This is a genomic window from Serratia sp. 201, from assembly GCF_037027545.1.
Taxonomy (GTDB): Bacteria; Pseudomonadota; Gammaproteobacteria; order Enterobacterales; family Enterobacteriaceae; genus Serratia; species Serratia bockelmannii.
In genome coordinates, this window is sequence record NZ_JAXCHC010000003.1 from 105,137 (window position 1) to 117,828 (window position 12,692).

Annotated in this window: 14 protein-coding genes; 1 reads left to right on the forward strand and 13 read right to left on the reverse strand. The window is 58.6% G+C overall.

Features of this window, described 5'->3' with window-relative positions:
- Positions 1–20 precede the first annotated feature (20 nt).
- From WA302_RS16090 to lpxO, 3 genes are all read right to left on the reverse strand, one after another.
- Positions 21–719 carry a CTP synthase C-terminal region-related (seleno)protein gene (locus WA302_RS16090; RefSeq protein WP_169540440.1) on the reverse strand — a complete coding sequence of 233 codons (699 nt, stop codon included), beginning with the start codon at positions 717–719 and terminating at the stop codon, positions 21–23.
- Between the two features lie 113 nt (positions 720–832).
- Positions 833–1,753, reverse strand: a complete 921-nt coding sequence (lpxP, locus tag WA302_RS16095; RefSeq protein WP_016930250.1) for a kdo(2)-lipid IV(A) palmitoleoyltransferase — start codon at positions 1,751–1,753, stop codon at positions 833–835.
- Between the two features lie 303 nt (positions 1,754–2,056).
- A complete protein-coding gene (gene lpxO, locus WA302_RS16100; RefSeq protein ID WP_025304427.1) occupies positions 2,057–2,962 on the reverse strand; it encodes a lipid A hydroxylase LpxO in 906 nt (301 codons plus the stop codon).
- A 248-nt stretch (positions 2,963–3,210) separates the two neighbouring features.
- Here lpxO and WA302_RS16105 point away from each other — a divergent pair, with 248 nt between their 5' ends.
- Positions 3,211–3,552: a hypothetical protein gene (locus WA302_RS16105; RefSeq protein ID WP_016930249.1), complete on the forward strand. Its 342-nt coding sequence runs from the start codon at positions 3,211–3,213 to the stop codon at positions 3,550–3,552.
- 453 nt (positions 3,553–4,005) lie between these two features.
- On the opposite strand, the gene fis is transcribed toward WA302_RS16105, so the two are convergent.
- The 10 genes from fis to msrP form a co-directional block, all read right to left on the reverse strand.
- A complete protein-coding gene (fis, locus tag WA302_RS16110; RefSeq protein WP_000462905.1) occupies positions 4,006–4,302 on the reverse strand; it encodes a DNA-binding transcriptional regulator Fis in 297 nt (98 codons plus the stop codon).
- Positions 4,284–5,288 (reverse strand): tRNA dihydrouridine synthase DusB, encoded by a 1,005-nt coding sequence (dusB, locus tag WA302_RS16115; RefSeq protein WP_025304426.1) that lies wholly within the window; start codon positions 5,286–5,288, stop codon positions 4,284–4,286. The genes fis and dusB overlap by 19 nt, the downstream gene beginning before the upstream one ends.
- A gap of 393 nt (positions 5,289–5,681) precedes the next feature.
- Positions 5,682–6,563 carry a 50S ribosomal protein L11 methyltransferase gene (gene prmA, locus WA302_RS16120; RefSeq protein ID WP_261456600.1) on the reverse strand — a complete coding sequence of 294 codons (882 nt, stop codon included), beginning with the start codon at positions 6,561–6,563 and terminating at the stop codon, positions 5,682–5,684.
- A gap of 11 nt (positions 6,564–6,574) precedes the next feature.
- Positions 6,575–8,020, reverse strand: a complete 1,446-nt coding sequence (gene panF, locus WA302_RS16125; RefSeq protein WP_089181379.1) for a sodium/pantothenate symporter — start codon at positions 8,018–8,020, stop codon at positions 6,575–6,577.
- Entirely contained in the window at positions 8,010–8,252 is a 243-nt protein-coding gene (locus tag WA302_RS16130; RefSeq protein WP_043141891.1) for a YhdT family protein, read from the reverse strand. The genes panF and WA302_RS16130 overlap by 11 nt, the downstream gene beginning before the upstream one ends.
- Before the next feature lie 152 nt (positions 8,253–8,404).
- Positions 8,405–9,754, reverse strand: coding sequence for an acetyl-CoA carboxylase biotin carboxylase subunit (accC, locus tag WA302_RS16135; protein ID WP_019453177.1), 1,350 nt, complete (start codon positions 9,752–9,754; stop codon positions 8,405–8,407).
- A gap of 12 nt (positions 9,755–9,766) precedes the next feature.
- The gene (gene accB, locus WA302_RS16140; RefSeq protein ID WP_004936889.1) at positions 9,767–10,234 is read right to left on the reverse strand and encodes an acetyl-CoA carboxylase biotin carboxyl carrier protein; all 468 of its coding nucleotides are present in this window, start codon (positions 10,232–10,234) and stop codon (positions 9,767–9,769) included.
- Positions 10,235–10,266: 32 nt separating this feature from the next.
- Entirely contained in the window at positions 10,267–10,719 is a 453-nt protein-coding gene (gene aroQ / locus WA302_RS16145; protein ID WP_004936891.1) for a type II 3-dehydroquinate dehydratase, read from the reverse strand.
- Between the two features lie 287 nt (positions 10,720–11,006).
- A complete protein-coding gene (msrQ, locus tag WA302_RS16150) occupies positions 11,007–11,606 on the reverse strand; it encodes a protein-methionine-sulfoxide reductase heme-binding subunit MsrQ (protein ID WP_016930241.1) in 600 nt (199 codons plus the stop codon).
- On the reverse strand, positions 11,607–12,608 hold the full coding sequence (msrP, locus tag WA302_RS16155) for a protein-methionine-sulfoxide reductase catalytic subunit MsrP (protein WP_197759129.1): 1,002 nt from the start codon (positions 12,606–12,608) through the stop codon (positions 11,607–11,609).
- Between the last annotated feature and the right edge of the window lie 84 nt (positions 12,609–12,692).

The following is a 12,692-nucleotide window of genomic DNA, read 5'->3' on the forward strand; positions in this document are numbered from 1 at the left end:
CTCGCAGGAGGGCTTTTTTTTTACCCGTTGGCGGCTGTTTTGACGAGTTCCACCACCAGCGGTGAAAGCTCGCCGCGCAGCGCGGCGCGTTCCGACTGGAACAGCGTGGCGACGTAAAAACGCCGGCCCGGCAGTTCGATGGCGCGCACGTCGCCTTCGCTGTCGTGGCCGCTGATGATCAGCGGGAAGCGCTCAAGATCGGCGACGAATTCCGGATTCACGCCAAAGTTGCAGTGGTAGCCTTCATGGGTGTTCAGGCTGCCGTAGGCCTGTGCGACGCGGGTGTCGGGCTGAAAAACGATGTCGCCGGTTTTTTCCACCAGCGAGCAACTCAGCGGGGCGATCACCAGCCGGCCACCGCTGTCGGTTTCCGCATGGCCGGCGTCGTGCCAGCCCATCACGTTGCGTGCGTATTCGACGATGGCGTATTGAAAACCACCGCAGGAGCCGAGGAACGGCACGTCGTTTTCCCGCGCATGACGGATCGCCATAAAGGCGCCGTCGTCGTAACGATACGGGCTGCCTGGCACCACCCAGATGGCGTCGAAATTTTGCAGCGTTTCGGGGGAGATCAAGGTTTCGGTCGGTAGCCACTGGGGCTGCACGTCAATATCGAGATGGGCGGCGGTGAGCTGGAGCGCCACGGGGATGGCCTGATGGGCCACGGCTTGCGGGTTGTAATCACCGACCAGAGCAATGCGAACTTGAGCTTTCATCATTTCCGTTCCTGTGCGGGTAAAGAAGGAGATTACAGGAAAGTAGAGTGTCGAGCCGCCGTTTTTTAAAGGTGGCGCACAAAAAAGCCCGGCATTGGCCGGGCTGAAAAAAAAGGTCAGTACAGCGAGGGCGCACCAGCCGGTCGGGTTTTGAAACGGCGGTGCAGCCACATGTATTGCTCCGGCGCTCGCATGATCTCTTTCTCGATCACTTTGTTCATGTAAGCCGCCGCCGCCTGTTCGTCGCTGAGTGGATAGTCTTCCAGGGCCGGCTGGATCAGCAGGTCGTAGCCGCGGCCGCCTTCGCGGCGGATCAGCACCACCGGCACCAGCGCCGGGTTGGCCATGCGCGCCAGCATAAAGGTGCCGCTGGTGGTAGCGGCCTGATCGACGGCGAACAGCGGGGCGAATACGCTGCCGCGCGGGCCGTAGTCCTGATCCGGCGCGAACCATACCGCCTCGCCGCGCTTGAGCGCGTGCACCATGCCCCGCAGATCTTTGCGGTCGATCATCGCCTTGTTGGAACGCATGCGGCCTTTGGTCTGCGCCCACTCCATCGCTTTATTGTTGTGCGGACGGTACATCGCCATCATCGGCTGGCACAGGCCCATTGCCCGGCCGCCCAGCTCCAGCGACATGAAGTGCACGCCGATCACCAGCACGCCGCGATCGTCGCGCTGCGCCATTTTGAGGTGGTTGATGCCGGAGACGTTGAACCAGCGTTTGACGCGTTTATCCGACCAGAACCAGGCCATGCCGGTTTCTAACAGGCCCATGCCGAGCGATTCGAAGTTGCCCACCACCTTGCGCTCGCGCTGCGCTTCGTCCATCTCGGGGAAACACAGCTCGAGGTTGCGACGAGTTATGGTGACGCGGCGTTTGAGAAATCGCATCGAGGTACGCCCCATCCACACTCCCAGCCGATTGAGCAACGGGTAGGGGAGCTGGACCAGCAGGAACAGCAGGGCGAGGCCGAACCAGGTTAACCAGTAGCGCGGGTGCAGCAAGGCCAGTTGAAATGCTTTGGCTGATTTCATAGAAACTCTTTTTATACGTTAAAAGGGGCAGCAAGCTGTAACGCATATAAAGGTTCCACTCGATAGCGATACGACTACTCAGACACCCAGGTACGGCCAGGGTTTAGTCGGAATTCCATAATTGACTAAACATTTACATTCGAAGGGCGGTTTGCGCTGCTATCAGGCTTCGGAGGGATAGCTGTTGGCCAGCGGAGGCGGCTCTAGGAACGTGTATGTTAACACAGGGTACGGGGTGTGGCGGAAGAGGGGCATGCGAATATTCTCATTCGCGTTGCCCCTGTGTTGACGATTGGCGACAGTTTACAGGCTGGGGAGGATGATGGCGGCGAAAATAGCGACGATCACCAGCCACTTCAGCAGGTAGTAACCACGGCGGTTGCGCGCTTTCAGGCGTTGGCCGGCATCGCGCACTGCGTTGACGTACTTGAAGATGCGGTTGATGCCGCCGGTGCGGTCCTGATCGTCGTTCGGCGAGCTGGCTGCCGACATCAGCGTGGCGCCGACCCAGTGGTTGACCGCCTGCGCCCAGCGCCATTTCATCGGCCGTTCGACGTCGCAAAACAGAATGATGCGCGTCTGATCGGTGGCGTTCTGCGCCCAGTGCACGTAGGTTTCATCAAAGATCACCGCCTCGCCGTCACGCCAACTGTGCTGCTCGCCATCGACCTCGATGAAGCAGCGATCGTCGTTGGGCGTCATCAGCCCCAGATGGTAGCGCACCGAGCCGGCGTAAGGATCGCGGTGTTTACCTAAATGGCTGCCGGGCGGCAGCTCGGCGAACATCGCGGCCTTGACCGACGGGATGCGGTTGAGCAGCTCGACGGTTTTCGGGCACAGCGTTTGCGCCGAAGGGTGGCTGTCGCTGTACCACTTCAGATAAAAACGTTTCCAGCCGCGCTTGAAGAAGGTGTTGAATCCGGCGTCGTTGTGCGACTGCGCCTTTTTGATGTGATCCTGCAAGCGCACCGCTTCCTCGCGGATCACCTGCCAGTTGTCGGTCAGCGTCTGCAGCTCCGGGAAGCCTTTTTCGTCGAAATAGGGCTGTTTGGCGGGCAAACGGGAGAAGCCGGTCATAAACATGTTGATCGGCCCCATAAAGGTGGAGTGATCGAACAGTTGGCGGGTAAGCTTTTGTTTCTCTTTGCCGCGGGAGTGTGCGTAGAGGAAGCTGATGATAAAAATGCCGATAATGATCGCGGCAACCATAGAATCCATCCCTGTTGGTGCTTGTTAAAAATTCGTACAAATTATAGTTTTGTGACAGGAAAAATTTAACTTTTTCGTGCGCTTTCCCCGCTCATACTGCTTGGTGGCATAAAAAATCAATAAAACCGTTGGTAATAAAATTTTGTATCGATTTTTTTGGTTTTAGTCCTATTCTTAAATCGTTCAAGGGGCATTTCATGCCATCTTGTTTCATGACGAATGGCACGTATCTGAGAAAAGAGGGACTTATGAAGAAATCAATCATTGCCTTGTCTGCACTGCTGCTCGCTTCCCCGGTGTTCGCTGCTGAAACCGCGACCGACACCGCCGCTCACGCCAGCAACGAGGTCGTCGCTGAGGCGCATAAAGGGGCGGATACCGCCAAAGAAAAGCTGCACCAGTCTCAGGACAAGGGTGAAGAGCTGAAGCTGAAAGCCAAGCACGCCGCCGAAGGCAAGAGCGACAGCGTCGGCAGCAAAGTGAGCGAAGGCTCGCAAAAGGCCTGGCACTCCACCAAACAGGGTACGGAGAAGGCTTGGGACAAGACCAAGCAAGGGGCGGAAAGCCTCAAGAACAAAGCGACCGAATAAGGTCTCCGCTTTTTACCCCAAGGGCCGCGTTGCGGCCTTTTTTATTGCCCGCAAACCAGAACCTATGCCCCCGCTTTGTCGCCCCGAGTAAAACGTGAGAGTATTCTTCATCGATTGGCGACTCAATCGTAAGCAAGGAGGAAGCTCTATGAGATCCCACTGGGTAAGGCGTTTATTTACACCCTCACCAACCTGGACAGGCAGAGCATCGGTTATCTTGGGTCTGCTGGTGTTTGGGGTGTTGAGCGGGCTGGATAGCCTGGGTGTGGAGTTGGACGGGTGGAAGCGCTCCGTGATGGTCGCGGCCGTGGCGGGTATTTGCTATTTCATTGCCGGATATATTGATAAGCGCATTCCGCGCAAAGCCCCGCCAATGTAGGCATAAATCAGACAAAGAAAAAGGCGCTTATCAAATGAGATAAAGCGCCTTTTCAACACGTTAACTGACTAGTATCAGTTCATGCCGTATTTTTTCAGCTTCTTGCGCAGCGTGCCGCGGTTGATGCCCATCATCAGGGCTGCGCGGGTCTGGTTGCCACGGGTGTATTGCATCACCATGTCCAACAGTGGCTGTTCAACTTCAGCCAGTACCAGCTCATACAGGTCATTTACGTCTTGACCGTTCAGTTGAGCAAAATAGTTCTTCAGTGCTTGTTTAACCGAGTCACGCAGAGGCTTTTGAGTCACCTGATCTTGTGAGTTAACGGTAGAAACGGTCAGTACGTCAGAATTTACGCGTTGTTCGAACATAGTTCTGTCAGCTCTTTTTTTACGCTAAGATTTTCGAAATATGCCTCCAACGCCTCCAGCTGTTCGCTGGCATCCTCTATGGCGTTGAATGTGCGCCGAAACTGGTCATTCGGAGCGTGTTCCTGGAGATACCAGGACACGTGCTTACGAGCAATCCGGAATCCCTTGCCTTGGCCATAGAAGCCGTGCAATTCCCGAATGTGCCCAATCAACAAGCGCTTCACCTCGCCAAGCGGCAGCGGCGGCAGCAACTCCCCAGTGTCCAGATAATGCTGGATTTCCCGGAAGATCCAGGGTCTCCCCTGAGCAGCGCGGCCTATCATCAGGGCATCGGCCCCGGTGTAGTCGAGCACTGCTCTGGCTTTATGCGGGTCAGTAATATCCCCATTCGCGATAATCGGAATGGAAACACTCTGCTTAACTGCCCGAATGCTGTCGTATTCCGCGTTGCCGTTAAACAGACAGGCGCGGGTTCGGCCGTGAATCGTCAGGGCCTGAATACCACAGTCTTCGGCCAGTTGGGCAATCTCTACACAGTTACGGTGCTCTGGCGCCCAGCCGGTGCGAATCTTCAGCGTTACCGGCACATCCACCGCGTCGACCACCGCGTGGAGGATCCGTTTAACCAGATCCGGGTACTGCAACAAAGCGGACCCGGCAAGCTTCCGGTTCACTTTTTTGGCCGGGCATCCCATATTGATGTCGATGATCTGCGCGCCGCTGGCCACGTTGATACGCGCGGCGGCGGCCATATCATCAGGATCGCATCCGGCAATCTGCACGGAGCGGATCCCTGGTTCATCGCTATGCACCATACGCAGACGCGACTTATCCGTCCGCCACACCTCCGGGTTGGAGGAGAGCATTTCGGATACAGCCATCCCAGCACCCATTGCATGACAGAGGGTTCTGAACGGGCGATCTGTAATACCGGCCATCGGGGCCGCAATCAGGCAATTAGTAAGCTGGTGGTGTCCAATGCGCATAGACAAAGAGTGACCATACTGTGTCCGCAAGGGCGCGTATATTACGCATTTTTGCGTCGAGATGAAAGGCCAAACTTTAACCAATTGGCCCGATATTAGGGCGAAAAATGCGCTACGCGGCGATTCATAAAAATATTATATATATTTTACAATAAGTTGACGAAAAGTGCTTATTTTGTGTGCGGCAAAATATTCGCCTTTGTGCAGAATATTATCTGCATTCGTCCGCTATTTTTGCTGGTATAGCCTGCCTGGAAGGCGCATTGTCAGGGTGATCCGTCGTTGAACGGCAAAAAATTGCATAAAATTTTGTCTCGTCCGTCTGGCGATCGCCGGACAAAAAAAATCCACCGGCGCAGGGCCGGTGGATGAGGGGGCAATAGACCGTGACGCTTACTTGCGGCGGCCGGTGATACGGCACCACTCTTCGCGCTCGGCGACCGGATCGAGCGTGAACTTCTCTTCGTAGGCTTCCGCTACGCTGCTCGCCTGGCTGGCCAGCACGCCGGACAGCCCCAGATGACCGCCGGCCTTCGGCAGGCAACCAATCAGCGGCGCCAGCTCGCGCAGCGGGCCGGCGAGGATGTTGGCGACCACCACGTCCGCCAGCAGGTCCGCCGGCTGGTCTTTCGGCAGATACAGCTTCAGACGCTCTGAAACGCCGTTACGCTGTGCGTTGTCGCGGCTGGCCTGAATGGCCTGGGGATCGATGTCGATGCCGATAGCGCGCGCCGCACCCAGCTTCAGCGCGGCGATTGCCAGGATGCCGGAACCGCAGCCGAAGTCGATGACGGTTTTGCCGGCCAAATCGAGGCCGTCCAGCCACTGCAGACACAGCGCGGTGGTCGGGTGGGTGCCGGTGCCGAACGCCAGGCCCGGATCGAGCATCACGTTAACCGCGTCGGGATCGGGAACGTCGCGCCAGCTCGGGCAGATCCACAAGCGCTCACCGAAGCGCATCGGGTGGAAGTTGTCCATCCACTCGCGCTCCCAGTCCTTGTCTTCCAGCTGTTCTATCTTGTGGCGGAAACCGGCGCCCAGCAGCGGGTGCTGTTCCAGCATCGCCACCACCTCGGCCATATCGGTTTCGGCGTCGTACAGGCCGATCACGTCGGTATCGCCCCACAGCAGGGTTTCACCCGGCAGCGGTTCGAACACCGGGTTGTCGTGGGTGTCCTGGAAGGTCACCGACACGGCGCCGCTTTCCACCAGCGCGTCGCTCAGGTCTTCCGCCTGGCTGCCGGTGGTGTTCAGTTTGAGTTGGATCCAAGGCATAGCAATTCTCTTTAAGAGGGTAATGATGACGCCGCCCGGCGCTTTTCGCCGACGACGTTACCGAGATAAAACGCCAACAGGCTGAGCAACAGCGAAGGCACGATAGGATGCAGCCCCGCCGGTTGCAGGTTGAAGCTGGCCAATAGCGTATAGCATACCGCACCCGACACCATTGAGCTAAGCGCTCCCTGAGCATTGGCGCGTTCCCAATACAGGCCCAGCACCAGCGGCCACAGGAAGACCGCCTCCAACCCGCCGAAAGCCAGCAGGTTGAGCCAGATGATCATCTCTGGCGGCCGCCAGGCCGCCAGCAGCACCAGCAGACCGAGGATCAGCGTGGTCAGGCTGGAGAAGCGCTTGATCAACCGCTCGTTGTGGATCTGCTGTGGGCGTACGCCCAGATAGAGATCCTTGATGATGGTGGCGGAGGATTGCAGCAGCTGGGCGTTGATGGTCGACATGATCGCCGCCATCGGCGCCGCCAAAAAGATCCCGGCGGCGTACGGCGGCAGCACGGTGATCATCAGCGTCGGGATCACCTGATCGGGGATCTTGAGGTCCGGCAAGACCGCGCGGCCGAGCGCGCCGGCCAGGTGCATGCCGAACATCAGCACCGCCACCACCACGGTGCCGAGCAGAATGCCGCGATGCACCGCCTTGCTGTCTTTGTAAGAGATGCAGCGCACGGCGGTGTGCGGCAGGCCGATCACCCCGAAGCACACCAGGATCCAGAACGACGCCATAAACGGCAGGCTGAGGATTTGATCGCCGCCCTGCGGCGACACTAGCGCCGGATCGATCTGCTGCAGCTTGTCCACCGCGCTGTGCAACCCACCGGCGGCGTGGATCACCGCCACCAGCAGCAGTACGGTGCCGAGCAGCATCACCAGCCCCTGCATGGCGTCGTTCAGCACGCTGGCGCGGAAGCCGCCGAAGGCGGTGTACAGCGCGATGCTGATGCCGAAGATCAGCAGGCCGGTGTCGTAGGGAATGCCGGCGGCGGTCTCCAGCAGGCGGGCGCCACCGATAAACTGCACCGTCATGGCGCCGAGGAACGCCACCAGCAGACTAAGGCTGGCCAGCCACACCAGCAGGCGGCTCTGGTAGCGGCCATACAGCATGTCATTGAGGGTGATGGCGTTGTAGCGCCGCGCCAGGATGGCGAATTTCTTGCCCAGCACGCCGAGCGACAGCCACACCGCCGGTAGCTGGATCATCGCCAGCAGCACCCAGCCCAGGCCGTATTTATAGGCGGCGCCGGGGCCGCCGATAAACGAACTGGCGCTGATGTAGGTGGCGGTCAAGGTCATCGCCAGCACAAAGCCGCCCATCGAGCGGTTGCCGAGAAAGTATTCGCTGAGGAAATTCCCGCTCTGGCGGCGGCTGTAGGCATACACCGACAGGCCGAATACCAGCAACAGGTAGGCGATCAGCGGCAGGATCACTTCAGTTTGCATCGCGATCCTCCAGCGAAATGTCGCGGAACACCGTGCGCACCATCAGCCAGCACAGGCCGGTGAACAGCAGCGGGACCAGCAGGCAGGCCATTTCGAACCAGTGCGGCAGGCCGGTGACGCCGATGGCGCTGTCCGGCAGGTAGGCCGCCAGCCCCCAGGCCAGGAGGTAGAGCAGCGTCAGCCCCAGCGCCCAGCGCGCTTCGCGGTGCGCCTGAATAAAGCGTTTGTCCATCCGTGTCTCCCATAGGTTTACGGTGATGGATTCATCAAAGGTAGGGAATTTTACGGCATGACGGCGTTTTGCCAAGCCGTTACTGGCGGCAGCGCCAAAGAAAAAGGCCGGTGATTAACCGGCCTTTCGTCAGACGATGCTGCGTGGCTGCCTTAGGTTTCCTGCAGACCCAGCTTCTTCTCCAGATAGTGGATGTTGGTGCCACCGTGCTGGAAGTTTTCGTCGTTCATGATCTTCTGCTGCAGCTCAACGTTGGTTTTGATGCCATCGATGATCAGTTCAGCCAGGGCGTTCTTCATGCGGGCAATCGCCACGTCACGGTTTTCGCCGAAGGTGATCAGCTTGCCGATCATGGAGTCATAGTACGGCGGTACGGTATAACCGGCGTAGATATGAGATTCCCAACGCACGCCGAAACCGCCTGGCGCGTGGAAGCGGGTGATCTTGCCCGGGCTCGGCAGGAAGGTGTTCGGATCTTCGGCGTTGATGCGGCATTCTACCGCGTGGCCGTGGATCTTCACTTCTTCCTGTTTGATCGACAGCGGCTGACCGGCAGCGATGCGCAGCTGCTCTTTGATCAGATCCACGCCGGTGATCATTTCGGTAACCGGGTGTTCTACCTGAATACGGGTGTTCATTTCGATGAAATAGAACTCGCCGTTTTCATACAGGAACTCGAAGGTGCCCGCACCGCGGTAGCCGATTTCCACACAGGCTTTCGAGCAGCGCTCGCCGATGTAGCGACGCATTTCGCTGGTGATGCCCGGCGCCGGCGCCTCTTCGACCACTTTCTGGTGGCGGCGCTGCATGGAGCAGTCGCGCTCGGCCAGATAGATGGCGTTGCCCTGGCCGTCGGCCAATACCTGAATCTCGATGTGGCGCGGATTCTCCAGGTATTTTTCCATGTACACCATGTCGTTGTTGAAAGCCGCTTTGGCTTCCGCTTTCGTCATGTTGATGGACTGCTCAAGGTCTTTGTCGCTGCGCACGACGCGCATGCCGCGACCGCCGCCGCCGCCGGAGGCCTTGATGATCACCGGATAACCGATGCGCTTGGCGAAGGCACGGTTTTTATCCATGTCGTCGGTCAGCGGGCCGTCGGAGCCCGGTACGCAGGGCACGCCGGCTTTTTTCATGGCGTTGATCGCGGAAACCTTGTCGCCCATCAGGCGGATGGTTTCGGCTCTCGGGCCGATGAAGATGAAGCCGGAGCGTTCAACCTGCTCGGCGAAGTCGGCGTTCTCCGACAGGAAGCCGTAGCCCGGGTGGATCGCCACGGCGCCGGTGATTTCCGCCGCCGAGATGATGGCCGGGATGTTCAGGTAGCTTTTTACCGATGGCGCAGGACCGATGCAGACGGTCTCGTCGGCCAGCAGAACGTGTTTCAGATCGCGGTCGGCCGCGGAGTGAACCGCAACGGTCTTGATGCCCAATTCTTTACAGGCACGCAGGATGCGAAGCGCGATCTCGCCGCGGTTGGCGATAACAATTTTATCAAGCATGGGGGCGCCTCGTTATTCGATGACGACCAGCGGCTCGTCATATTCGACCGGCTGGCCGTTTTCCACCAGGATGGCTTTCACGACGCCGGACTTGTCCGCTTCGATCTGGTTCATCATTTTCATGGCTTCAACGATGCACAGGGTATCGCCGGCGTTCACTTTCTGGCCCACTTCCACGAAGGCTTTCGCGTCCGGGCTTGGGGTGCGGTAGAAGGTGCCTACCATTGGGGAACGAACGACATGGCCACTCACGGCCGCCGGTGCTGCAGGGGTTTCTGCCGCAGGCGCGGTGGCAACGGCGGTAGCCAGGGCTGGCTGCTGCTGTGCCGGCATCGCGTAAGCCTGCTGCATGACGGGATAAGCCTGCGCCGGTGCGGCACGGCTGATGCGAACCGATTCTTCGCCTTCAGAGATTTCCAGTTCAGAAATACCTGATTCTTCAACCAGTTCGATCAGTTTCTTGATTTTACGAATATCCATGAGTGTGATTCCGTACTCTTTTTGTGGAGCAATTAGTGGGTTTTCGACAGACGGTTAACCGCTGCCTGTAAAGCGAAAGCGTAGCCATCCGCGCCGAGGCCGCAAATCACGCCTACCGCTACGTCTGAGAGATAAGAGTGATGGCGGAAAGGTTCGCGGGCGTGCACGTTGGACAGGTGGATCTCGATGAACGGGATCTGCACCGCCAGCAACGCATCGCGCAGCGCCACGCTGGTATGCGTGAACGCCGCCGGGTTTATCAGAATGAAATCGGTGTTGCCGCGCGCCTGATGAATGCGATCGATCAGCTGATGCTCGGCGTTGGATTGCAGATGGCTCAGGGTAATATCCAATGCGGATGCCTGGTTTTCCAATCCGTTAACAATCTCTGTCAGCGTCGTGCTGCCGTACTTCTCCGGCTCACGCGTCCCCAGCAGATTGAGATTGGGGCCGTTCAGAAGCAAAATGTGAAACTTATCCGCCATTGTGCTGGTATCTCCGGCAATAAAACCATCATCGTAGAAAATAACCCGATGTTACCGATTTGTCACCTGTTAAGGGGCAAATTCACCCTGAGAACAGAAACAAGGTCGGGCATTATAACGATATCGTAGCAATTCGCAGCTAAATACTGGTCTTATCAGCGAAGATATTCAACCCCAAATCGAGGAACTGGGGGATCCGTGACAGGAATATGAGCGCTGGAACACAGAAAAAGTTCCCGCCGGCGGCGCGCGTTTTTCAGCGGCAATCCCGCGCGCCGCCGCGCGATTCAGCGCCACCAGGCGCGGAACTTCTTGTAACGCAGGCCCAACAGCGCCACCGCCAACAGCGCGTAAATGAACGGCTGGGGGGAGAATGTTTTGACCGACCACAGGTAGTGGATGGGGGCGAGGATCGCCGCCAGATAGACGAAGTTGTGCAACGTTTGCCATTTGGCCCCCAGCTTGCGCATTGCCCACAGCGTTGACGTGGCCGCCAGCGCCAGCAGGATCAGCCAGGTGAGGATGCCGAGCGTCAGATAAGGGCGGTTCACCAGCTCGCTGCCCAGCAGGCCGAGATTGCTCAGCCCCAGCTCCAGCGTGGAGTAGCTTATCAGGTGCAGCGTGCCCCAGGCAAAGCACCACAGCCCCACCAGACGGCGACAGCGGATCAGCAGCGGCTGACGGGCATAGCGCGCCAGCGGGGCGATAGCCAGCGTGGCCAGCAGCAGTTTCAGCGTCATCCTGCCGGTAAAATGCTGGATGTCCTTGGACGGATCGGCGCTGAACCAGCCTTGATCCACCGCCAACACCAGCCAGAGAAAGGGCAAAAACGCCGCCAGATGCAGGGCGGCTTTCAGCCATTTGATATGAACAGGCGTCAGGCGCACTTAGAAATTCTCCCGCAGATCCATACCGCGATACAGCGACGCTACCTGGTCGGCATAGCCGTTGAACAGCAACGTCGGTTGGCGTTTAACGTCGAGAATGCCGCCGGAGCCGATAAAACGCTCGGTGGCCTGCGACCAGCGCGGATGATCGACGTGCGGATTCACGTTGGCGTAAAAACCGTACTCGTTCGGCGCAGATTGGTTCCAGGTGGTCGGCGGTTGATCGCGCACCAAACGGATATGCACGATCGATTTGATGCCTTTGAAGCCGTATTTCCACGGCGTGATCAGCCGCAGCGGCGCGCCGTTTTGCGGCGGCAGGGTTTTGCCGTACACGCCGACGGTCAGCAGCGCCAGCGGATGCATCGCCTCGTCCAGCCGCAGCCCTTCGACGTAGGGGTATTTCAGGCCACCGCCGATAAAGCGATCTTTCTGGCCGGGCATCTGCTCCGGATCGTACAGCGTCTGGAAGGCCACGTAGCGCGCATTGCTGTTCGGTTCGGCCAGCTTGAGAAGCTTGCCCAGTTCGAAACCGATCCACGGCACCACCATCGACCAGGCCTCGACGCAGCGCATGCGGTAAATGCGCTGTTCCAGCGGGAAACGCTTCATCAGATCGTCGATATCCAGCGTGATCGGCTTCGTCACTTCGCCGTCGATGCGCACTTTCCAGCCTTCGGTCTTTAGCCCGCCGGCGTTGGCGGCCGGATCGGCTTTGTCGAGGCCGAACTCATAGAAGTTGTTGTAGCCGGTGACCTTGTCTTCCGGCGTCATCGCCAGCTGCGCCTGCCAGGCGGCCGGTTTGCTGAATTCCAGCGCTTTGCCCGGCGGCGCCTTGGGGCGATCGTTGCCCTTGAACCACGACAGCAGGTCCGCCTGTGCGCCGGTAGGCAGCGCCAGCGTGGCGGCGGTGATGCCGAGCGCCTGCAGCACTTTGCGCCGCTGATGGAATACGCTCTCCGGTGTGACGTCGGCCTCGGTCAATTTGGGGTGTTTGTTCATGCTTATGTTCTCCGCGACTGATGCCCGCCGCCTGCGAGCGGTTAACGGGTCTTCATGAAATAAGCATGGCGCTAAAGCCGGCCG